Origin of the sequence: Chryseobacterium tructae, assembly GCF_030409875.1 — a bacterium.
GTDB lineage: Bacteria > Bacteroidota > Bacteroidia > Flavobacteriales > Weeksellaceae > Chryseobacterium > Chryseobacterium tructae.
Genome location: NZ_JAUFQR010000001.1, coordinates 3,191,432 through 3,214,987 on the forward strand (window position 1 = coordinate 3,191,432; position 23,556 = coordinate 3,214,987).

A 23,556-nucleotide genomic window follows, 5' to 3' on the forward strand; every position below is an offset into this window, starting at 1 on the left:
AGATTCTTAATAATATCTAATAACAGTTTATTGAATAGGTTTTATCAAATACAATTTGTTTTCACGGGTTGTAAAAAGCTGAAAATTGAGATTTTTATCTGAAAAATACAAATAAGGGGTATATTGTTTTTCCAATTCAGCTTTCAATTTACGAATATCTTCGCCTTTCGTTTTATAAAATTTTTCGGTAGTAAAGTTTTCATTAAAGGACATTGCTTTTTTAAATTTCAAGGTATCTCCTTTTATTAAAAGCTGGCAATACAAATCTCCAGCCCAACTTTTTGAAGTGTTGGATATGGCTCCTCCCGATGTACTGGATGTAAATTTGTCCAATTCTCTTCTTTGAAAATAAACAGGCATGATATTCGGATATCGGTTAGGTTCCAGTTCTTTTCTTTCAAAAAGACCTTCTCCGAAAAGGCTGTTATTGTACCCAGGATTTGCTTTGGAAGATATTCCTTTTGAGAGTTTGGTATTGGTAAACAATTGATACCATTTACCGTTCATGTAATATGTGGTACATTCTGAATCGCCATCATGATCTCTTAAATAATCATCCGCATTTTCGATAACATTATGAAACTGACGAATCTGCTCGTCCTTACTCCATTTCAGGTCTTCATTTTGAATAATCATAGGTTTCCTCATGGTGTCACCATCTTTTATCCAGGTTTTATAGTATTTTTTATTGTAATTCACAATGAAATCTCCAAACAACAATTCGTTCCAGTTTTCACGGGTACTTTTATAAGTATAGTGATCTATACTATTTCCGTCCTTATCCAGCTTATAAAAATGATAATCCATATAAAAACGGGTACTTCCTACGGCACCATCTTCTTCTATTTCTTTCTGGTTTCTGTCTTTTGGAATTTCATTGGTCACAATAATTACATTGCCTTCTGAACTTATAAAATGTTGAATGCGAGTATAGCTTTCCCACATCAGTTTTATTTCATGATGTCCAAAAGTGATAGATTTAGTGCTGTCTATATACTGATAGTTTTTATATTTTTCAGGGAGTGTCGATCGGTTCATCTTATTGAGAAGATAGACATCCAGCCCACCAAAATTGTAAAATAAAACAACAGCCAACAGGAAAACAGCTCCTATAATGAGCGGTATTTTTTTCATTTCAATTTATGATCCTTTAAAGATAATTAAATTCTCTTCACAACTTTGGAAAACTTTTCATCCTTAATGATCATAGAAAAATCAACGATAAGCTAATGTATTAATTTTGAGAGTTCTTTTAGAAACTCATCTTTTCCTATCTCAACGCTTCCCATTTAGTTATAGTAAACTTCATCGGAAATTCTAATTATATCTTTTTCTTTTTCAAAGGTAAACCGATCAAGGTTAAGATCCATATAATCATGTTTTAAAATGACGGCATACAGCTTTTCAAGTATTGATTTGTTATAGCTGGATAAAGCACTGAAAAGCTCTTGTTTAAAATCCTGTTTGTCCATCTTTATATTGTATTTCAATGGTTCTAGTTATAAATTTACTACTATTTTCAGTATCTTTTATTTCATGACACCATACTTTTGAGTGAAAGTTATTCAAAACAAAACCCTCGCTATACAGCAAGGGTCTATTTCTATATTATATTACGGTTACCATTACGGCTCCTGCATAATTTTTTTAACTTCATCAAATTCGTTTTCAATCACTGCATCAGGCTTATAGGTAGCTAAGGAAACAATAATATTGGTAAGCAAAGAAAGAATGAATCCAGGGATAATTTCATACCAATCTTTTAAAGGATGCTGAAGATATACCCATGCTAATACTGTTATTCCCCCTACCAACATTCCGGCAAGTCCTCCCTGCCATGTTGTTTTTTTCCATAAAAGAGATAATAGGATCAACGGCCCAAATGCTGAACCAAAACCAGCCCAGGCATTTCCAACCAGATTAAGGATACTGTCTTTAGGATCTAATGATAAGAGTACAGCAATAATTGCTACTAATAAAACAGAAAGTCTGCTGGCCATCAAAAGTTGTTTAGAGGTTGCCTTTTTATTCACGAAAGCTTTATAAATATCTTCTGTTAATGAACTGGAAGTTACCAATAACTGAGATGAAATGGTACTCATTACGGCTGCAAGAATTGCAGTAAGCAAAAACCCTGCAATAAACGGATGAAACAGAATACGGGAGAAATAAATGAAAATAGTTTCTGCTTCTGTTTTTGATCCGTCAAACTTCATCATTGTTTCAATATCGAATTTTTGCAGGTAAGCAATTCCTACCAAACCAATCGCCAAAGCTCCGGCAACGGTAAAGATCATCCATGTAATCCCAATTTTTCTGGCTTTAACTAAATCTTTTGGTTTATCAATGGCCATAAAACGAACTAAAATATGCGGTTGTCCGCAGTATCCTAATCCCCAAGCTAATAAAGAAACAATACTTACGGTAGTGGTTCCTCTGAATAAATCCAGATATTTTGGATCTTTAGCTTCAATAAGAGATAACGTTTCTCCAACTCCTCCAATTTCGATAATGGCAACAATCGGTACAATCACTAAAGCCAATACCATAATGGTTCCTTGTACAAAATCTGTAAGACTTACTGCCAGGAAACCGCCTAAGAAGGTATATAAACGACCACTAAACTTGTCAGCAGCAGTCCTACAGTATAATCCATTCCGAAAGCTGATTCGAACAATTTTCCGCCGGACACCATTCCAGCTGAAGTGTAAAGGGTAAAAAACACCAAAATAAAGATAGAAGACGTAATCTTCAGAAGATGGTTTTTGTTTTTAAACCTGTTTTCAAAAAATACAGGTAATGTAATCGCATTTTGAGCCACTTCGGTATAAATCCTAAGTCTTGGTGCGACAATAATGTAATTGAGGAATGCTCCAAGCGTTAATCCTATCGCGATCCATGAACTGGAAATACCGGACAGGTACATCGCTCCCGGAACTCCCATCAGCAACCAGCCACTCATATCAGCAGCGCCTGCAGAGAGTGCCGTAACAGCTGCTCCCATCTTTCTTCCTCCAATTAAAAACTCCTCTGAGTTATTTGTTGATTTTCTATAAGAATATATGCCTATACCTATCATCAATAATAGATACAACCCCACAGAAATCCCTTCATATAATTGCATATCATTTTTTTTATGAAGCCGAATATAGCCATTTTCTGAGAAACTTAATGTCTGTTGCAGCGTAATTATGTTATCGAATAACAGAAAAAACAGTGTAAATTTTCAATCGAAAAACGATTTGCTTTTAATTACTTTCTACCGAAAAGAATTGAAAATTTAAATTATTAATCTGAAGTTTAAGCTATATATTGGATTACCAACTAAGAGAATTTGCTACATATATATTTTCAAAAACGTTATGCTCCAGCCTGCTTATTCCAGGTAAAAAATGATCCTCTTTTTTATGAATGAATACTTTTATCAAATCTCCTTGGTGATGATATCCATTTAACACAAAGGCACGTAACCACTTGGAATCTATCATTTTAACACAATTCTTAAAACGAATTAAAGGATCGATGGCATCAAGAAAATGTAAATCGAGATCGTCTATATGCATTGTTTCATCAACGATAAACTGGGTTAGATTACGGGCAATATTAAAGGCGGAATATTTATTAAATGCTCCGTCAGCAACAGCGTAATCGGTTTCTATCATATCCAGATACACTTTCTTACCTGAAGAAATATAGTCTTTGTACCTGAATGTCATATCGGATGGAAGCTCAATAGTATGTCTTCTGAAAACTCTCTTCCATTGATCAATTTTTTCCAGAAGAGTACTATCTCCATATTCCCATAAAAACGAGAAAACATTTCCATCAATATTTAACAATTCTGCAAGTCTGAATTCTTCATCACGATCATAAAATACCCACGAACTTGTAAACTGTCCAAGGTCTTTAGAATCAAGATATTTCGCCAAATAATAGTGGTTTACATCTTCATAATACTTCATATACAAATTGTTTACCTCTTATTTTAGAAGGGTCTGGGCTCTCCTCAAATTGTCCGTTGCCTGTAAGATCTTATTTTTTAAAATACGATTATAATCAGGATTTTTCAAAAGGAATTGATTGACCGCTTCAAGCGCTTTCGGATCCTGATAGCTGCTAAAGGTGGAACGAAGCCAATTATCCGGGAAAAATATAGCTCCTGTCTGTTGGATTTCCTGCAGAACATCTAAAGTTTTAGGAAGATAATGAACAGAAGTTTGCTGTCTTAGCGGATGATGGAGATAGCTTAATGCTGCCCCAACAGCTGATTCATTGGTTCTGTTCTGTTTTTGCATAAGCCCATTGAAGAAATCGTCACGCACTTTCTGTTCGGAAGAAGCTGCTTGCATAATGATCTTAAAACGGGTGATGCGATCAGGGTTTTCAATTCTTGTCAGCTGCTCCTGTAGTAGGTCTTTATTATTTGAATTTCGCAAGGACAAAGCAAGAGCCAGGTTTGTGAAATCTTCATCATTAAGAGATACATCTTGTGGTGGTGTCTTGGATTTCCAGATTTTATACAAAGTATCATATGCCTGCTGTGACTGGAAAATATCCTGATAAGCATCAAACATAATCTTCTTATTATTTTTTGCGGTCTGTACCTGTAAAGCTTTCCAAAGTTTGTCCTCAATATTTGCAGATTCCTTCAATCTGGTATTTTCAGGGAGAAAATTCCAATAAATAGAGGTAAGATATCCCGTAATTAAGCGAAGGTTCAGTTCTGTAGTTTCTTTTGGCAACTGCTCTGCAAAAAAGCTTAATAAATCCTGTGTACTAACTCCTGAGCTATTCAGCATATTTTCATATAAGGAAATATAAGCACTGGCACGGCTAATCGGATCTTTCACTAAGGAAAAATTTGAGATCACCGCTTTATCGGTTTTGAATACGCCATAGCCTATTCCCGATGAATTTTGCAGGATAAACAAAGGTTTCATTTTCCCTTTTAGTTCGGAGATATCCTGTTGTTTTCCTTCTAGCTTTATATTAACTTTTTCAACCCGGTCTGTATAAAATAAGCTGATTTCAAACTCCTGCGGCCAAGATTTTTGTTCTTTTCCATATTCCGGTTTCTGGAAAATGGTAAAACGTTCTATCTTTTCACCTTTATATTGTACATTATAATCGATAATTGGTCTTCCCGGATCATTCACCCATACTTTATTCCAACTCTGCAGGTCTTTCGGAGTATGTTTGTCAAGAATGGTAATAAGATCCGGCCAGCTGGCATTATTATAAGCATATTTCGAGAGGTATTCGTTTACTCCTTTTCGGAAAGCTTCTTCTCCTATTAATAATTCCAATTGTCGCATCATGATAGGGGCTTTATCGTAAATAATCGGCCCGTACATCATTCCCGCATTTTGCAAATTATCTAAAACCTGACGAATTGGATTTGCTCCCAAAGTACGATCTACAGAATAAGCAGCCGGATAATGGGCTGTTAAAAATTTGAGATCATATACACTTTTATCAGTGGAAGCTCCAGTACTTTTATCTGCCATAAAATTGGCAAAAACTTCTTTCATCCATACATCATTAAACCAATCCATCGTCACCATATCCCCGAACCAAAGATGAGCCACTTCATGAGCAATAAGGTTAGAACGGCTGTTGAGTTGGTTCTGTGTTGCGTTTTTATCTAAAAACAAAACGGAATTCTTAAATAATATAGCGCCCGGATGTTCCATACCGCCGAATTGAAAATCCGGAATAACGGCCATTCCATGTTTTTGAAAAGGATGTTTGATGCCCGTCCATTTTTCATAATAGGCGAGAGAATTTTTGTATATCGTGAAAATAGAATCCATGCTGTTCTTAATTTTCACAGAATCGGTTTCGCGGTATAACATTCTGGAATCCTGTTGGCTGATTTTCTCCGTATGGTTTTTAAAATCTCCGGCTGCAAAAGAAAACAAATACGTTGGAAGTAGATCTGACTGATTAAACCGTAATGTTTTCTGTCCTTGTTGTACAAAAGTATCTTTCAGTTTTCCGTTGGATATTGCGCTCCATTTTTCAGGGATTGTCAGAGTCAGAGAATATTTTGCTTTCAGATTGGGTTGATCGAAACATGGAAACATGGTTCTGGCACGATCAGGTACAAATAAAGCATACAGGTAACCATCACGTCTGTTCAATGCTCCATCTCCTGCCAGGAAATTAAAATGAATCTGGTTGGAGCCCGATTTCAGGTACTGGGCATCAATAACTACATGTTCATTTTCCAGCATCGGTTTTATCGTTTTCCCGTTCACTGATAATGATAAAAGCGAAGTAGGATCTTCTTTAAAGTCTATTAGTAATGATGCCTCATTTTGCTTCTTATAGGTAAATGTAAGCACTTCAGCTCCTGCAATTCTTTCCAATTTACTTTCAGGAATTTTCAGATTGAGCTCATATTTAATATCACTTAGTGTACTTTTTCTCAACTGAGCCAGTTCATAGGATACTCCAGATTCGATCTTAGATGAAGATTTCGTTTGGGCATGGAAACCAGTATTGAAAGCAACAAGAAATAATGCTAATAGATGTACTTTTTTCATAGATCAAATATAAGAATTTTAAGCGGGACACGAGCTAGAAGCTCGCGCCAGCGTGGGCTATTGCAAGGGCTTTGTTGTTATTTTGAGCATAAGCTAAGGGGTCGTATCAGTAGAAGTATTCATCTCAACAATTTCATACCCTTTATACTTTGAAAGGATTTCCCTTTGAAAATCATTAATATCAAAATTAGCATAATTTACAAATATTCCCTGTTGAGGATTTAGTTTATAAATTTTATTTATTTTAATATTATAAGGATCTAAACAGTTTCTGATCGTGATCTGTTTGATAATATAATCCAAGCTCTCTGCATTTTTAAAACAAATTAATTCAGCATAAAAAACATTCTCCTTTTTCTTATTAAATAAATTAAAAGTCTTCTCTATGTTATAATATTCTGTTTTATAACCAATGCCACAATGAGTAGTATACAATTTAACAAAGTCTAATTGATTTTTACTACTATCATCCACAAAATAAGTTTTATTGTATTTTCTATAGATAACGGAAGAAAGCTCTTGCAATTCTGTTGTATTACAGTTATTTCTCTTCACCTCTTTACAGGATATACAAAACGAAAACATCATAAAATACTTCAATATATTTAGCATCACTTTGTCTTTTTATATTCTAGTTGATATTATCTTGTTCCAAAAATGCAATTCCCTGTTCAGAAGTTGTAAGAAGTATTTCAGTCTGTGATTCATTATTATAATCCAGCAGCTCTTTTATTACACCATCATTTAAAGAAAATTCCTGGATGAGTATTTCATCGCCATTAAATTTTTCTCCTTTAAAGAAATTAAGAAGCTGATGGGTGTAAGCCTCTTTTAAAGCTTCCGAAAATGTAGAAAGCTTCTCTTCCGAATTTCCATATTGAACATAATCATGAAAACATTCCCAAAGGAAATAATAATCATCCACAATGCTGTCTAGTATGATAATGATATCTTCTTTATATTTCATCAATAAGAATAGTTTTGATTTGTAACTGTTCTAATTTAGGACTCTGCCTTTTTCGCTGGCGCGAGCTTCCAGCTCGTGTCCTTCACATAGTAATTATAAATTTATATCTATTTCCAATATATCCTGATGATCGTCACAATAATTTCCAGCACTACTATATTTCCATTCCCATGGCTCTATCACAAAACCGCTCTTAACAGGGTTTTGATGAATATAATTCAATTTCTGTTCAAATACTGTAAGAGACCATATTTCTATTGGATTATTATGCTGTTGCCAAAACTGGTATTTTTTGATGTTCGAATTTCTTTCTCCTGCTTTTTCAAACATCCACAACAACCATTCTTTTTTACTTTCCTGGGTATTTTCTTCAATAGCTTTTAATAATTTTCTTGCTGTAAATCCTTGAAAATCTCTAATCAATTCTGACGGCTCTCCCAATTCTGATCAAAAAATCAAATGAATATGACTAGGCATAATACAATATCCAAAAATAAACATCCCTTTATTTTTTCTACAGTAATCTAATGCATTGATAATAATATCAAAATATTCCATCCTAGTAAAAATATCTATCCAGAATACAGTAGCAAAACTTATAAAGTAAGCTCCATCCTTTTCATGAAATTTATATTTTCTACTCATAGCCAAAGTTTTTCAATAATGTGTCGACACGAGCGTGGGGGTAATTCTGATCCCGATCTATATCACTGGACAGATATATCCTTATGATTTAAACCCCAAATCAGGATCACTACTGATATGATAATAATTGTCCAGGAAAGACGTCTTATTTCTTTCTTTTTCTCTTTACAAAACAGCTCGAAGGAGAGCTTCTCATCATTAAAAAAGATATAAAGAACAACCGCTGATACAATATCAATTGTATATCCGGCAAATATATCTATCAAATTCATTTTATTTTTATTGATTGATTAAACCAATTTTTCATCATTCTTTATTTTTCAAAACTAATATTTTCAACTGCTCTTCTCTATCTGATCATCATTTACATCTTCCCAGCAGGATACACATAATGTAATATCATGATCTGACAACAGCTTCATTTCATCAGGAGAAATTCCATATTGCATTGTCCTGTATACACTTTATAAAGCCATACTGAGATACATGTTCTGATAACACCTATTTTTTCCAATTCATTACGTTTATGTTCAATAAGTGACATAAAATAAGGTATTGCCGCAGTGAATCCATTATCATTCTCCTTAATAGACAATTCCCAAAAATAGTCAGATGTACTGGGCTCAACTCCCAAAATACCGGTTATCTGAGGGAAAAGCTCTTTAGAAGCTTTTATTTTTAATGCATATTCTGTCATTTGTTATTATAAATTATTAATACCCCACCTAAAAAATCTGTTATCTTCATAAATCTGTCTTTGAAACAATCTATCGAATGCCATGACATTCCTGCTGTATGGACTACCAAAGCATTATTTTCCTGTAATAAAAGATAGGAAACAGTCATCACCATCTCAGAATATTCTGCATCTTCTAGTTCAAAATCTTCCCCGATGATACGGCTTATCTCTCTTTTTGCCTCTGTAATGAAACGATTCTTAACTTTCTTATAATAAGAATATACTTTTAATGAATTCTCATCCGGAAAATTCAGAAATATGTATTTCCCAAAATGTTTCTTTAAGTCACTTTTCAGATGCTCGGACTTTGTGAAATCATGATCATTTACAATATATACTTTACCTTTTTCCAGATGCATATTTGTTATTTAATAAGTTCTAAAATTCTGATACAGGCGACAAGGATCCAGAAGAAGAGTTCTATTCTTTGATTCATGCTCTGGTATTTTTAATGATATTTCTAATCATTTCATATAAAATGGTCAGGATTACAGCTCCGGCTATGATCATCGCCCACCAATAAGGAAGCACCCAGAACAGAAAATATTGCATTGCATTCATACAATAGGTTAAAATATTACTTGATGTATACACTTCTTGAAAGACATCATCTGTAAGTCCTAAAACGCATGCCAAAACGGATAGCAATATTACATTTACAATAAAAACTTTTATGCTTTTCTTTGTCATCGTTTGGTTGTTTTTTCATTCCAGCTCTTTAGTCATTTGTTCTTTTTAAAATTACAGTTATTTCTAAATGTATTTTCAGAAATACATCAATATTTTACAATTTGGTAACCCCTTATTTTGAAAACAAAATGCAACCAGTCATACTTCACAAAAATGGCAAGACTTTTATTTTTACCGGTTATCTTAATTTCACTTTCCTGAAAAAAATAGAAAGGAATTCCGTTGGCAACTTTCACTTCTGCATGATCAATATCCATTTTCAGCAGCTGATCTCTCAGATCATTTCCTATATTTTCGATACCAAACCCAGTAAAATTTTTATTGGTTTTAAATTCCAGATGTTCAATATTCCGTGTGTTGATATTCTTTAGATTATCTTTAAGATTCGAATTCACCCATTGCTTCATAAGAAATGAAACAATAAGCACAGAAAAAAGAAACTTGGTATTAGCTTTCATTGGCATGATCATTATTTCCTTTTATAATTACATACAGCCAGAATACTGTACACAAGCCCAACAGTCCCAGATAAAACCAATGCATCCAGACATAGTAATAGAAGAAGAGTAAGGGGAGATCAACATCTGTAAGGAATTTGTCTGCAAGAGTTACTGTTATTATACAAGTAATCCAAAATAGAAATGACAGAGCAACTCCTATCTTATACCACTTCATTCTTTTTTTATATAAGAAATAGGAAATAATATAAGGAGCCAGAAACAGAACAAGTATGATAATGTACATGATAAAGGCAGGTTATAGGTTTAAATATTTAAGCTAAAAAAGAAAACTGCTAATCTACTTCTTCATTCTGAAAAAAATCGGCAAATTCATCATCAATAGCATCATTTTGTGCCACACTTTCTGACTAGTAGGGAGCATGCACAATATGCCTTCTCACTTCCCAAAAAGTGTACTGGCCTCTCAGTCTCCTGTTCATCAAAAAGTGAGATTCTCCCTGGGATAACCCTTCTTTTTTAAATTTTCTATAAGCTGATCTAGGGGCGTCTTTGTAGTGTATACCTTATCGAAAACAGAGTCAAAATATTCATCGTTTCTTTCCATCTTTGTGTTTTATTAATAGTAATTTATGGGTCTTTAAATTTCATCAAAAAAAGGATTATCTGTTAAAATTTCCAACCTTTCATTATTCAGATAAAAATATATTTACGTATTTATTTTTTTAATTTCCGAACAACATATTGCATCAAGTAATAAATTGATACTACAGAAAGAATAATCAAAAATAGATCCATATTCCTTTTTTCTCCTAAAGGGAAATATTTCAAAAAAAGTATTATCATAATTGCTACAATCAACCCTATTGCTACAAAAACTGCTACAAACAACACTATTCTAAAATTATTGTTCATCCTTTTGACTAATTTTACAGATTGTAATTTTTAAGTTTTCTCCATCTTATTTTAAGATTAATACAAGATACGTAGTATTGATTCATCATACAATACTATTTTTCATATCATCTACTCTATTTTTTAAGTAAAAAAGGGCAAACAATCCTATTAATAAAGACTTTATAAAAAATTTTATCAGGATGTCTTTTTATTTATTTATATTAATTCCAGATAAACGAAATTATTTTCATCTATTATCATAAATTATTAATATTTTAGCGGTATAATTAGAACGAATGGGAATAGCCCTTAAACCAATAGATATTGTAGATGACATTTCACAGGAAGATTTCCGTGAAAAATACCTAAAACCACGCAGACCAGTGGTAATCAAAAACATGGCAAAAAATTGGCCTGCATATCAAAAATGGACAATGGAGTACATGAAAGAAGTTGTAGGCGATGTTGAGGTACCTCTATACGACAGCGCTAAAGCCGATCCTGCAGCTCCTATCAATACTCCTACGACCAAAATGCCTTTTGGGGAATATGTAGACCTCATTCAACGGGAACCTACGGATCTGAGAATTTTCTTTTTTGATCCTATCAAATTTGCGCCTAAATTATTGGATGATTATATCCCGCCTAAGACTCTGATGGGTGGATTTTTGGATAAATATCCTAGTATGTTCTTTGGAGGCAAAGGTTCTGTGACTTTCCTACATTATGATATCGATATGCCTCATATCTTTCATACCCATTTTAACGGAAGAAAGCATGTCCTTCTTTTCGAATACAAATGGAAAACCCGTTTATATAAACTTCCTTATGCAACTTATGCACTGGAAGACTATGATATTTCCAACCCTGATTTTGAAAAATTCCCGGCCCTGGATGGCATTGAAGGAATAGAATGTTATCTTGAGCATGGTGATACCCTGTTTATGCCTACTGGCTGGTGGCATTGGATGAAATATCTGGATGGTTCTTTCTCTCTTTCTCTTCGTGCATGGGATAAAAGCTGGGCAGTAAAAGCACATTCTCTATGGAATCTGGCTGTTCAAAGAAACTTTGACAACTTCATGAAAGGAAGGTATAAAAAGAGATACATGGACTGGAAGGAAAGAAAATCCGTTGAGAGAGCGAATATTGCTCTAAAAAAAGGACTTCCTAAATAAATAGCTTTTCATTCACCGGTATTATGCGATATGCAATTTAAAAATGATTAAATTGCATAGTGAATCCGTTCCCTTAATACCTCGTGTATGTTCGAAAAATTGATTGATAGCTTTGAGAAGCTATGTCTTCAGATCATTATTGAAATACTGCTGGTACCGGTGACAATTTTTAAATTGTTTCAGAACTCCCGCCGTTGCTACGACCTATCCGTTCATGAAATGGAAAAGGAAGAAACAGAACGCTTTCATGATTACCTATCTCCTATCAAGCTTTCTGTGTATACTTCTGTGATCATTTCTGTCCTTTTAATGGATTACAGTGGTCAGCAGAATATCCTTTCGAAGATCAAGGGATTGAGCATGGTAGAAAAAGCTTTATTTATCTTTTTGATAAACAATTTTACGGCAGTGGTATTCAGTGTTATATTGTTATGGTATAAAAAGGAAAAAGTAAATACGGTGACTTTTCGTACTTTGCTTTTTTCTTTTATTTATACAACCGTTTACACGTCTACTCCATTTTTCATTCTGATTATTTCTGCTATGTTTTTGGGGCAGACTATCAATGTGCAATCTTATCTGGATCATTTTAATAAAATATCAGATTCCGGGGATTATAGTTCAAGAGATTATATCTTTCTCATTATTTTTTTCCTGTTTTTTGCCATAGGAATGATTGGATTAGTTAAGCTATTCAAAGCACTCCATTATATCCTGAAGGAAAACTTTCGGTATCATCCTTATGTAGTATGGTTCTTTACTTTATTATTTTTCCTCATCCAGCTTTATTATGCCCGCGGGTTTGTATAATGAGAGATCAAAGGAATACCATTATCAGCTGATAATTTCGTCTGAGTATCAAAAAAAAGATATAAAATCCATTCCCAGGTTTTTACAAGCTACTACAACTATCCTTCAACAAAACGTAAATGCAATGCAAATACAATACTTTACAAAGATGTAGCACATAAGTAGACCTTAATTCTTGTCTAAGGATAATCGTTTTTCATTAACATTGTATTGATATAAAAACACAAAGCTTATTCCATTAAATTTTGAAATCCGAAATGCTGCATTTCTATCAAAGTGGATATCACCGTGAAAAATATTTTAATAGTAATTACTCATTATTTTCTTCATAAGCAGAACTTATAAAACTCAAGTTGGTATAAATTCCTCAAAAAGTACATCTAAAAATGTAGCAGAGAGTAATCAGCAAAAAAACACAATACCCTGTATTAATGAACCTCAAAAAAATACATATTGGCAAGCTTATACAAATAAGAGTTGAAGAAAAAGAAATAGACTTAGCTCGTCTATGCAACTACTTCAAGTGTACAGAAGATGAACTTAAAAGAATATATCAATCTGAAGGTATTTCAACAGCATTACTTTTACAATGGAGTACGTTATTGGAATATGATTTCTTTAGGCTTTACTCTCAACATCTTATTTTTTATTCTCCACTCAACATTCATAATTCTCAGAAAGATGCTGGTTTAAAAACCTCCCTGCTTCAATTTAGAAAAAATATTTATACCATTGAGATGATTGGATTTATTCTGGAAATGATTGGCTCCGGGATAAAAACCAAACAACAAGTCATTACGGAATATAGAATTCCCAAAACAACGCTATACAAATGGATTGAAAAATATTCATCCTCATAAAATACAGTCTTTACTTATGTACTATGGAAAATATATTCAACCAAATAACAAAATCTTTTCTCTTCTAAAGCTAAACTAATCAACCATATTCAGTAGGGATCTTATACAGCAGTGAACATTCATTGCTGTTTTTATCTGTTATTTTCACATTAATAATAAAGTAGTTACATGTTTTTTTAACAAACATACCAGTCTGTTCATTTTTTAATTACATTTGTGAAAATTTTTAACCAATGTCTCGACCTCGCGAAAGAATATTAAGTACAACTTTGCTCTTGTTTCATAGACAAGGTTTTAATAGTACTGGCATTAATCAGATCATTGAAGAAGCCAAGGTTTCAAAAGCCAGTTTCTACCAGCATTTTAAATCTAAGGATGATTTGTGTATTGAGTTTCTCAACAAAAGATATGACTATTGGGTATCTGAGTTGGAAAAATTCATATCCGGAGCTTTAACCTCTGAAGAGAAGATACTGAAGTCTTTCGATTTTCTTATTTATATGAATCAAAAAGAAGATTTCAGAGGCTGTAGCTTTTGGAATATTCTATCTGAAATACCTGCTGATAAGGAGGAAATTCATGTTGTCCTTCGTTGCCATAAGAATAAGTTGAGAATATTCTTTAACGAGGAAGCTAATGACGAAGCTTTTGCAGCTCATATTTATCTCCTTTTTGAAAGTTCAATCCTGACCAGCCAGCTCTACAGGTCAAACGAGTTCATAGAGACATCAAAAACAATTATTAAAAATATCCTTCACTCCTCACACTAGGGAAGAATTAATATACTCAATCAAAAAAAACAATTAAAAAAACTATGCAAAACTCTACTTTTCTGCAGAAGACTCATTCTGCAATGTTCAGGCTATGCCTTATCGGAAGCACATCCATCAGCTCATTGATCTATTCTCAGGCCGGGATCAATACTCCTAACCCCAAGACTACCCTTGATATCACCGCCAAAACAGATGGAAGTTCACAACCGGAAGGTCTTATGATACCACGGCTTACCGGAGATCAGATTCAAACCATGACGGCAAACATGCAACCTGGAACAGAATCACTGATGATCTATGCAACAGTCTCTCCTGTTTCTCCTACTTCGAAAGTAGCCAAGATCACACAACCTGGATATTATTTTTGGAATGGAAGTAATTGGGAAAGTATGGGAGTCAACTCCAACCTCTATACCTCAGATGGAGCGATCGTAACTTCTTTAGCCTCAAGAAATGTAGATTTGAACGGCAAAAATCTTGTCTTTTCCGGAACTGGTAGTGTAGGGATTGGAACTACTCCTTCTGCTTCTGCTAAACTAGATGTTGCAGGAACGGTAAAAGCAAGTGCTATAGACTATAATTCAGATGAAAGGTTGAAACAAAATATCACTGAAATAAAAGCGTCCAACGAAATCATTAATAAACTAAGACCAGTTTCTTATTTCTGGAACGAAACAGGAAAAAAGAAAGGCGGAAATGCTCAACTTCAGTACGGTCTAGTTGCCCAGGAAGTGGAAAAAGTACTTCCCAACATCGTCAGCACCGATAATGACGGATATAAGTCTGTAAATTACAATGAGCTGATTCCGCTCTTATTACAAACCATTCAGGAACAGGGTAAAAAAATCGAAGAATTACAAAGAGAGATACAGCAGCTGAAAAAATCGAAATAACTCATGAAGAGAACAATTTTGATGCGTTTGCTCTTATCAAAGCCGGGCTATCTTGTCTCTGCTCATTATTAATCTTGTAATTCAAAAAACCATGAAATTTAAATTATATCTCATTCTACTCTTTCTGATCAGCCAGAGTATTTTCGCCCAGAATAATTATTACTGGGTAGGCGGCGCCGGTAGCTGGAGTGACCTGAATCACTGGCGAATAGGCTCTACATCAGGACAGGCCGCTACTATTATTCCTTCCCGCTATGACAATGTTTATATTACTTCAGGAAGTGGTTTTCTTGCTAGTGGAGGAACATTAACCATCCCATCATCAGCTACGTGTAAAGATTTCATTATAGATGATTCATTTACTACTAAACTGAGCTTCCCATCAGCAAGTATTTTTAATGTTTATGGAAATCTAAAATGGAAGTCCAATGCCGCGGCATTGTATAATCTTACGATGAATCTGTTTTCAGACGGTTCCAATCCTACTCCCAACCTGATTGATGTTCCTGATAATATGATTGATCCTTCTTCTATCAGCGGGAACTATCCATCTAACTTTAATCTTAACGGAAACGGAACTTTCAAACTTGTGAAAAATTTTGCAAGCAATGGCTTTTTCTTTTTCAACGTCAATGACAATGCTTTTTTAGATACTGACAATAAAAATATCAATACGATGGTATTCAGCCATAGTTCAGCCGCTGCTTCCAATTTCAGGTCTTCAACAGTAACTACCACGAGTACTATGACTTTCAATTCGACAGCTAATCTTACCCAGGCTACGATTTCTTTTCCTGTACTTACGATACAAACTACCCAGAATATCAAAAAAATACTCCTGACAGCTTCAAACTATTCCCAAATAACAAGCGGAAATCTTCTTACAGTAGATGAAATAACCGGAGTAGGTACAGCAGGAGGTAATTTTACCGGAACTCAGTTTAATTTTAATAAGGTTAATCTGTATGCCTTCTACATGAATGCTAATCTATATAAAGCCAACGATATGGTTTTGGGTGATGGAAGTGCCGAACTGATAGGAACACGATTTGAAATAAAGAATATGACCCTGGGAAAGGGAAATAATATATTCAGAGCTACACAGTTTGATATCAATAATCTTACTTTGAATGGCGGACAGTACAACTTTAGACAGACTGCGGCTAATCCTTATTTTCAAGTTAATCAAACCCTTATTGCCAATACTTCATGTAACGGAATCATTCCCAAGTTTGCAGCTGTAGAGCCTACATTACCATTAAATCTGATTCTTCCGGGTTCTATTAATGGAAATGGAACAGTCGCTTTTAATGGATATAATTTAGCTTCTGTAAAGCTTACAGGAGGAGCTTCTGTAACAGCAGGCATAGATGGAGGCAATAATACCGGTGCTATTACTTATCCGGGGATAGCTGCAAAAACATATTACTGGATAGGCGGCGGTGGCAACTGGAATGATCCTGCCCATTGGTCATTCACATCAGGAGGATCTTCTGCCAATTGTATTCCTATCATGTATGATGATGTGATCTTTAATGAAAACTCAGGTTTTACTTCGGGAAATAACATCGTTAATAATGGCGGAACAACAGCTTCAATAAGGAATATGACCTGGAATAATGCTCCTGCCAACCCTATTTTGAATATTATTACCACATTGTATGGTAATCTTTACCTTCAGAAAGATATGTCTGTTCCTGTGGCAATTAATTTCCTTAAATATAATACAGGAGACCCAACCGTTAATCGATATATGAGTTTGAAGGTCAGAAAGTCAACCAATTGAACATCTATGGAAATGATAATTTCTACCTCATGCCCTCTAATTCGGGAACTCCTTATGATGTAGAGGTAGGAGGTATTTTCAATTTTGATAATAATGCCCTAACCAGTAACCTTTATGCTGACGGAAGAAAAATAAAAGCTGGTGAACTTTGGCTGGGAGGTAACAATGTTAATATAGATAATGCTTTGCTGAATCAAACTCTTTTAAATGTTCTGACGAAACAAACCATTACCGCTCCTAATACGTCTGTATATTTTCAAAATTACAACGGACGTTATTACAGCTCGGGAAATAACGGGCATTTCTTTGGTAAAGCCTATAAGGAAGGAAATTTATTGGGAAATATACAGTATCTGAACACTAACACTTTTCAGGTAAACAATGGTGATATCAGGTTTTTTGGAAATATTAATACAAAAAATGTAGCCATTAATGCGGCTTCCAATATTACGATTTTTGATACGACAACAAAACTTACAATAACCGACAGCTGGATATTCAATCGTGCAGACTGTGATCTTATTCTTAATTTAACAGGTCAGGGTGGAAATAATCTGATCCTGGGCAACAATATCAACGGAAATGGATTCGTTGAACTGAATAGAATGAATATTTCCGGGATTAATGCAGTCTATAGTACTCCTGTTGCAGGGGCTAAGCCTATCAACGCCAGCAATTCTATTGACAATGGAAATAATTCCGGGATCAATTTCAAGACCACTAGTTCTAAACTTCTATTGGAAAGGAGGTGGCGGAAGCTGGAATGATCTCAGCCATTGGTCTCTGGATCCTTCAAGTGCAAGAACAACAGCCAACTGCGGTCTTCCTACCATTAACGATAATGTTTTCTTTGACCAATATTCGGGGTTTTCCACCACTGGAATTACACCCATACAGATGAGTAATGATGTTTCAGTAAATGATATTACATTCAGTGGATTAACTTCCGGATCAAGATCTTATTTTGGAGGAACTAACAATTACTACAAAATAAATGTCAACGGAAATATGGTACTGCATGCCGGATATTATGATGCCGGATACTTCAGTGGATTTACTTTTATCAACATCAACAAACCTACTGGTGTTTTAAAAAGTGTAACTCCCAACGGGGCAACAAGCGCTTTCAATTTTTCAGGGGATGCTCAATGGAAAATCAACAGAGGATCTTCACAATATGACCTTACCGGTTCTTCAATCATCAGCCAAGCCGATATTCCCGGTAATAATCTGGATATAAGTGGTACTGTACTTAATCTCATCATTTTTAATCTCAATGGTTCGAAGCTGGTGATGGACAATGCAGATCTTACAGTCAACAGCAATTTCACAATTAATACCAAGCAACCGGTCATCAACACCTCAAATAGTGTGATTAAATTATTCAGGTCTTCCGGTGGCTCTGATGTTGATATCTCGTTCAGCAACTTAAATCATTATTTTGAAAGAATAGAATACACCAATACAACGACCAATACTGATTATATTATTTCCTTTAATTTTCCGGGTGGGATCATCAATAACTTTATCATCCGTTCGGCAATGAATTCAAGAATTGATAAAATAAATCCATCCATTGTTCTTAAAACACCAATGTCAGTCAATAATCTGACTATTGAAAAGAACAATCATGTCGCTTTAGAAGGAAATTTGCAGGTCAATCAGTCTTTGAAGATTTTGGGTGACTGTTTGGACAGGGTTACTTTTGCATCGTCAAGCGCTCAGTTGAGAACCTTAGTACTGCCTAATTATAGTACCAATCCATCCAATTATGCAATAGATAAGGTACAATTAAAATCTATTACCTCTTCCGGTGGACAAATATACACTGCTACTTCAAGTACAGATCTTGGTGGAAATAGTGGGATTAATTTCCAGGATGCAATTTCTTCTGTTTCAAGAAATCTTTACTGGATCGGAGGGCAAGGATTGTGGAGAGATCCTCAACATTGGTCTTTAACTTCTGGCGGAGTCCCTGTAAACGCTTGTGATATTCCCACTGCAGTGGACAATGTATTCTTTGATCAGAATTCAGGATTCACATCCACTCTGAATAAGATACAAATCAGAGGAGCCAATCTTTCAAAGCCAATAATGTTACCTTCAATAACGCAGCCAACCAACCGGTTCTTGACTTCACTACAGATGGTGGAAATCCTTATTACCTTAGCGTTTATGGAAATATTAACTTACAAAGTGATGTAAAAACTATAGTTCCGATGTCTAGTTTTGGGCTTACCCGAAATATTATTATGGCTCAGGGAACTGCCACCGGAAAAACGCGATATATTGATACAAAAGGAGCTTTCATCCATTTGAATGTAAATGCTCAGGATTATTTTGAACTGAAAAGTCCATATCAAGGAGATATTAACTTTCTTAATGCAGCAGGGTTCAAAACCAATAGCCATCCTATGACATTGGTTAATTTCAGCTGGAATCAATCCGTTAATAATAATCCGGTTGTAGATCTTGGACAGTCTGTTCTTACAGGGACTAGAACTAACAGTGCGGGTACAGCCAATTATTATATGGCCTCTCTTCCTTTTTATAATTTTTACAGTCCTTATTTCTTGATCTCGTCAGGCACTAATCCGCTTACATTAAATGCTGCTGATGTGAAAGCCGATATGGGATATTTTACTACCAATACTTCTGCAGGTTTCAATTTTGGAGATCTGACGGTTTGGAAAGATGGTATTGTAAATACAGGAGCAAGAGTCTGGAGTTTCAACAAAATGACCTTTCTCGGAAGTACAACCACCAATAGTGTAAGTACTTTAACTTCTTCAGGAAAATACAAAACCTTATACTTCAATCCGGGATCTTATCAGGTAGATAACAGCCAAACCGTTACGCAAAACCTTTTTATGACAGGAACTCCTTGTAACAGAATTTCTGTACTGAGATCTACAGCAGGACAAAATACAATTAATCTGGATCCAGCAGCAACATACACGATGTTCTATGCCTCTATCCGGGATATGAACTTTTCCCGTGCGGTAAATGCTTATGGAAATAGCCAGGATTTAGGCAATACTTCTAATCTTTCGATTATTCCTACAGATGTTCAGGCTGCAGGGTTTGGCGGAAACAAGGCAATTTGTGCTTCAGATTTCCCTAAAACCTATAATGCTTCTACTTTATATGGTACAGATCCTAATGCAACCTATACCTGGACAAAACTTAATACCCCCAATTCGGGAGTAATAGGTACAGGTTCATTAGTAACATTTACACAGCCAGGAAATTACAGAGTAAATGTAACCTACGGCCAGGATGGATGTAATATTACAGAAGATTTTACGATCTCTTCAATTGCTTTACCTACCGATAATACAACATCTTCATCCATAAGTGCCTCCAAACAGGCAGCTGGAGATCTACAGGTAAAGTTTAAAGGATCTCTTGCTCAAACCTATATTTTCACTTATTCGATGAATGGTGGCCCGGATCAGACGATTACCTCAGCTCCTAATGGTGAAGCGATTATTCTTCATTCTAAAGGGCAGACGGGAACGGCCGTATATCGTCTCAAAAGCATCCGTTTTGCTAATGGGGAAGCCTGTCCGGTTGCCATCAACAATAAAGAGATCATTGTCAATATTAATCCGGATTGCCCTACTCCAGGTGTGATGATGGTCATGGATAATGTGCTGAGAGGTTGTACTTCTGCTATGGGAGCAAGACGTTTATCAGAACTAAATCCGGTAACAATTTCCAATCCTCCGGCAGATGCTGGTGTGACAAGAATTATCTCAGGAACAGGCGTTGTAGTAAAGGAAGGAAGTGATGTATTTATGATCCGAAATAACAATACCTTACCAGAAAACCTTACTCTTCCAGCCAACAAATCCCATATTCAGGGTGCTATCATTTATCATAATGATCATTTCTATGAAGGAATAGAAAACGGAAAATGGATCAGAGTAGATAATGATTAGAAATCATCAGAAATTCATTCAAACCAACTAATAACCATGAGCCGCATTGAAGTCATTTCAATGCGGTTTTTTATTGATTTATTCCTTTATTTTTTCATCCCATCAAAAAAATCACGTATCATTTTTGTACTCTCACTAGAAGCTCTCAAAGGAACAATTTCTCCGTGTTCATCGGTTGTAATATGTCCTTTAAAAGCATCCGGCATTCTTTCATATTGTTCATTTACCTGTGCCAGGAATTCTTTGAATGAAACATAATTATATTTTTCAACCAAAAAAGGAAGTGCATTCTTTCCTCTTAACAGTTCATATTCCTGGTAATTATAAGGAGTCGTGGTCTCAGTTTTGGCCAATGAGATTTTAAGTTTATCAATCCGCATTATGATCTCTTTTTCTTCTGCAAATTGAGCCAGTCCACGTAAGGCATACACTTTCATATCATGATACCTTTCTTTTTTATATGCTTTTTCAAAAAATAACTGAAGTTCAGGATCTTTATGATTATACAGTAGTTTTAGGATTCTGTTCCGGTAAGAAATTTCTTTAGTAGTCGTATAAATATGGATCAAAAATCCCAAATCTTTAGCTGTGATATCTTTAGCATTAAGATCAAATAATGCTTTTTTAAAATCAGGATGCCTTTGTTTAGCATTTTCATCTGTTAAAATCTCTGGGAATGAGTTCATCTTATTGATTAATTTTAAGGTTTGGTATTTTGTAAATGCAAATTGGGAAAAATAATTTATAATGCTGCCATGTTGTTTCAGGTTTTGGCTAAAGCCAATGGAATGCTGATTATTTTATGTGTTGAGCGGGCTAAAGCCCGCCCCTATTGATGTTGATATCCGTATGGATAATTATTGTTTAGCGAAAAACTTTTTACTTTTTACTTTTTACTTTTTACTTTTTACTTTTATCCAAATTCGTCACGTTTTCTTCACTAAGTTTGTCTTAAAAAGAAATATCATGCAGGAAAATTACAACAAACTGCTTACCTATGCCTATAATATTACCGGTTCTTATGAAGATTCTCAAGATCTGGTACAGGATGTAATCGAAAAATATATTTCTTTAGATAAGTCTGAAATCAGGAATGAAACCAATTTTTTGATCAAAAGCACCATTAATCATGCTATTAATTTTAAAAATAGACACAGCAAAAAAATGGTGTATGGAGAATGGCTTCCTGAGCCTCTTTCTTTTGAAAATGCAGAAAATAAACTCATTAAGGAACAAACGACCCGCTATACCCTACTCGTTCTTCTAGAAAAGCTGAATCCAAGAGAGCGTGCAGTATATATTTTGAAGGAAGCATTTGATTATTCTCATCAGGAGATCGCAGAAACTCTTGATATTTCGGTAGAAAATTCCCGAAAGCTGCTAAGCCGTGCAGGAAAACAATTACAAAATATACAATACAGGCCGGATAACATGAATACCTCTATCCATACTGATATTCTTCAGCAATATCAGCTGGCATTGAGTGAAGGCGATATTCCTAATATTGAAAAACTTCTTATTGATGAGATTAAGCTGTCTGCAGATGGTGGAAAACGTGTTCGTGTCATCAAAGCTGTGGAAGTTGGAAAATCAGCTACAGCGCAACTTTTGGCATATGTACAACAGCAATTTCTGGGTAAAAAGCCTCATAGTTTTCATATTTTTAATCATCAGCCGGCTATTTGCTTCTGGCAGGATGATCGTATTTATAACTGTCATATTCTAGATATTGATGCTAGCGGAATGATCCGTGAGATCTATTCTATTGTGGATCCTGAAAAATTAAAAAGACTGCAATAAACTGTCACGTTTTAAAAATACAAGGGGTCTTTACAAAAAGTTACCTTACAACAGTCTGAAACTTTAAAACAAATCAATTCATTATGGAACAGATCAAACAAGCAATCGAAAAATTTATTAAAGGTGGTGATAATAGTGATACAGCACTTCTGGAAGAAATCCTTCATAAGGATTATCAGAATATCCAGGACGGATTCTTTGACAAGCCGGGGATCATTGTCATTCCCAAACAGGAATATATTGGATTAGTAAGGGATAAAATATTTGGTGGAAAACCTCGTGAAATTACTTATCATTCTCTGGAACAAAAAAATAATATTGCTTATGTTCAGGTTTCACTGGAAAGTTCAGCATTATTATTTTCATCCCTTATCACTTGTGTCCGGGAAAACGGAAAGTGGCAGGTTATTACCAATATTCCTTCCATAGAAACTAAATAATTAAGATTCCACGGGTTTACGAATAAAAATGCATAGGTGAAAATAATTGGTAATATTTGTGGATTCGTGGCTCAATAAAGAATCTGTACGATTATTTTTTCAATAAACTGTTTACAAATGTTATCGTT

General features: G+C 34.7%; 25 protein-coding genes and 1 pseudogene. 11 read left to right on the plus strand and 15 right to left on the minus strand.

All coding sequences use genetic code 11. The features are described from left to right. Window positions 1–27: 27 nt before the first annotated feature. The 14 genes and pseudogenes from QWZ06_RS15860 to QWZ06_RS15925 all read right to left on the minus strand — a co-directional run bounded on the left by QWZ06_RS15860 (window position 28) and on the right by QWZ06_RS15925 (window position 10,264). A complete protein-coding gene (locus QWZ06_RS15860; protein ID WP_290299489.1) occupies window positions 28–1,134 on the minus strand; it encodes a hypothetical protein in 1,107 nt (368 codons plus the stop codon). Window positions 1,135–1,289: 155 nt separating this feature from the next. Further along, on the minus strand, window positions 1,290–1,490 hold the full coding sequence (locus QWZ06_RS15865; RefSeq protein ID WP_290299491.1) for a hypothetical protein: 201 nt from the start codon (window positions 1,488–1,490) through the stop codon (window positions 1,290–1,292). A gap of 135 nt (window positions 1,491–1,625) precedes the next feature. Beyond that, window positions 1,626–2,678 carry a sodium:solute symporter family transporter gene (locus QWZ06_RS15870; protein WP_353960021.1) on the minus strand — a complete coding sequence of 351 codons (1,053 nt, stop codon included), beginning with the start codon at window positions 2,676–2,678 and terminating at the stop codon, window positions 1,626–1,628. Then, a complete protein-coding gene (locus QWZ06_RS15875) occupies window positions 2,597–3,124 on the minus strand; it encodes a sodium:solute symporter family transporter (RefSeq protein ID WP_290299493.1) in 528 nt (175 codons plus the stop codon). The genes QWZ06_RS15870 and QWZ06_RS15875 overlap by 82 nt, the downstream gene beginning before the upstream one ends. A 193-nt stretch (window positions 3,125–3,317) precedes the next feature. Beyond that, the gene (locus QWZ06_RS15880) at window positions 3,318–3,962 is read right to left on the minus strand and encodes a hypothetical protein (protein WP_290299495.1); all 645 of its coding nucleotides are present in this window, start codon (window positions 3,960–3,962) and stop codon (window positions 3,318–3,320) included. A gap of 18 nt (window positions 3,963–3,980) precedes the next feature. Beyond that, window positions 3,981–6,548, minus strand: coding sequence for a M1 family metallopeptidase (locus QWZ06_RS15885; protein WP_290299497.1), 2,568 nt, complete (start codon window positions 6,546–6,548; stop codon window positions 3,981–3,983). Between the two features lie 93 nt (window positions 6,549–6,641). Next, window positions 6,642–7,160: a hypothetical protein gene (locus tag QWZ06_RS15890; protein ID WP_290299498.1), complete on the minus strand. Its 519-nt coding sequence runs from the start codon at window positions 7,158–7,160 to the stop codon at window positions 6,642–6,644. A 19-nt stretch (window positions 7,161–7,179) separates the two neighbouring features. Beyond that, complete coding sequence (locus tag QWZ06_RS15895; RefSeq protein WP_290299499.1) at window positions 7,180–7,515, minus strand: hypothetical protein; 336 nt, start codon at window positions 7,513–7,515, stop codon at window positions 7,180–7,182. Window positions 7,516–7,608: 93 nt separating this feature from the next. Then, a pseudogene (locus QWZ06_RS15900) lies at window positions 7,609–8,160 on the minus strand (REP-associated tyrosine transposase). A gap of 418 nt (window positions 8,161–8,578) precedes the next feature. After that, on the minus strand, window positions 8,579–8,857 hold the full coding sequence (locus tag QWZ06_RS15905; protein ID WP_290299501.1) for a hypothetical protein: 279 nt from the start codon (window positions 8,855–8,857) through the stop codon (window positions 8,579–8,581). Continuing rightward, window positions 8,854–9,258, minus strand: coding sequence for a head-tail connector protein (locus QWZ06_RS15910; protein ID WP_290299503.1), 405 nt, complete (start codon window positions 9,256–9,258; stop codon window positions 8,854–8,856). The genes QWZ06_RS15905 and QWZ06_RS15910 overlap by 4 nt, the downstream gene beginning before the upstream one ends. A 73-nt stretch (window positions 9,259–9,331) precedes the next feature. Beyond that, window positions 9,332–9,589, minus strand: coding sequence for a hypothetical protein (locus QWZ06_RS15915; RefSeq protein ID WP_290299506.1), 258 nt, complete (start codon window positions 9,587–9,589; stop codon window positions 9,332–9,334). Between the two features lie 86 nt (window positions 9,590–9,675). Further along, the gene (locus QWZ06_RS15920; RefSeq protein WP_290299508.1) at window positions 9,676–10,047 is read right to left on the minus strand and encodes a hypothetical protein; all 372 of its coding nucleotides are present in this window, start codon (window positions 10,045–10,047) and stop codon (window positions 9,676–9,678) included. After that, on the minus strand, window positions 10,037–10,264 hold the full coding sequence (locus tag QWZ06_RS15925) for a hypothetical protein (protein ID WP_290299509.1): 228 nt from the start codon (window positions 10,262–10,264) through the stop codon (window positions 10,037–10,039). The genes QWZ06_RS15920 and QWZ06_RS15925 overlap by 11 nt, the downstream gene beginning before the upstream one ends. 976 nt (window positions 10,265–11,240) lie before the next feature. Here QWZ06_RS15925 and QWZ06_RS15930 point away from each other — a divergent pair. The 9 genes from QWZ06_RS15930 to QWZ06_RS15970 all read left to right on the plus strand — a co-directional run bounded on the left by QWZ06_RS15930 (window position 11,241) and on the right by QWZ06_RS15970 (window position 21,188). After that, window positions 11,241–12,122, plus strand: a complete 882-nt coding sequence (locus QWZ06_RS15930) for a cupin-like domain-containing protein (protein WP_290299512.1) — start codon at window positions 11,241–11,243, stop codon at window positions 12,120–12,122. Window positions 12,123–12,209: 87 nt separating this feature from the next. After that, on the plus strand, window positions 12,210–12,932 hold the full coding sequence (locus tag QWZ06_RS15935; protein WP_290299513.1) for a hypothetical protein: 723 nt from the start codon (window positions 12,210–12,212) through the stop codon (window positions 12,930–12,932). Window positions 12,933–13,363: 431 nt separating this feature from the next. Next, complete coding sequence (locus QWZ06_RS15940) at window positions 13,364–13,792, plus strand: transposase (RefSeq protein ID WP_290299514.1); 429 nt, start codon at window positions 13,364–13,366, stop codon at window positions 13,790–13,792. Window positions 13,793–14,025: 233 nt separating this feature from the next. Continuing rightward, complete coding sequence (locus QWZ06_RS15945) at window positions 14,026–14,562, plus strand: TetR/AcrR family transcriptional regulator (RefSeq protein ID WP_290299516.1); 537 nt, start codon at window positions 14,026–14,028, stop codon at window positions 14,560–14,562. Between the two features lie 44 nt (window positions 14,563–14,606). Continuing rightward, entirely contained in the window at window positions 14,607–15,458 is an 852-nt protein-coding gene (locus QWZ06_RS15950) for a tail fiber domain-containing protein (protein ID WP_290299517.1), read from the plus strand. A 91-nt stretch (window positions 15,459–15,549) separates the two neighbouring features. Continuing rightward, window positions 15,550–17,244 carry a hypothetical protein gene (locus tag QWZ06_RS15955; protein ID WP_290299520.1) on the plus strand — a complete coding sequence of 565 codons (1,695 nt, stop codon included), beginning with the start codon at window positions 15,550–15,552 and terminating at the stop codon, window positions 17,242–17,244. Next, window positions 17,241–18,011: a hypothetical protein gene (locus QWZ06_RS15960; protein ID WP_290299521.1), complete on the plus strand. Its 771-nt coding sequence runs from the start codon at window positions 17,241–17,243 to the stop codon at window positions 18,009–18,011. Before QWZ06_RS15955 ends, QWZ06_RS15960 begins: the two co-directional genes overlap by 4 nt. Next, window positions 17,932–19,449 carry a hypothetical protein gene (locus QWZ06_RS15965; protein WP_290299522.1) on the plus strand — a complete coding sequence of 506 codons (1,518 nt, stop codon included), beginning with the start codon at window positions 17,932–17,934 and terminating at the stop codon, window positions 19,447–19,449. The genes QWZ06_RS15960 and QWZ06_RS15965 overlap by 80 nt, the downstream gene beginning before the upstream one ends. Window positions 19,450–19,463: 14 nt before the next feature. Next, window positions 19,464–21,188 (plus strand): hypothetical protein, encoded by a 1,725-nt coding sequence (locus tag QWZ06_RS15970; RefSeq protein ID WP_290299523.1) that lies wholly within the window; start codon window positions 19,464–19,466, stop codon window positions 21,186–21,188. Window positions 21,189–21,274: 86 nt separating this feature from the next. Here QWZ06_RS15970 and QWZ06_RS15975 read toward each other — a convergent pair whose 3' ends face one another. Then, window positions 21,275–21,874: a hypothetical protein gene (locus QWZ06_RS15975; protein WP_290299524.1), complete on the minus strand. Its 600-nt coding sequence runs from the start codon at window positions 21,872–21,874 to the stop codon at window positions 21,275–21,277. Window positions 21,875–22,154: 280 nt separating this feature from the next. Between QWZ06_RS15975 and QWZ06_RS15980 the strand changes: the two genes are divergently transcribed. Both QWZ06_RS15980 and QWZ06_RS15985 read left to right on the plus strand, forming a co-directional pair. After that, complete coding sequence (locus tag QWZ06_RS15980) at window positions 22,155–22,988, plus strand: sigma-70 family RNA polymerase sigma factor (protein WP_290299526.1); 834 nt, start codon at window positions 22,155–22,157, stop codon at window positions 22,986–22,988. 83 nt (window positions 22,989–23,071) lie between these two features. Beyond that, window positions 23,072–23,428 (plus strand): nuclear transport factor 2 family protein, encoded by a 357-nt coding sequence (locus tag QWZ06_RS15985; RefSeq protein ID WP_290299527.1) that lies wholly within the window; start codon window positions 23,072–23,074, stop codon window positions 23,426–23,428. Window positions 23,429–23,556: the final 128 nt, after the last annotated feature.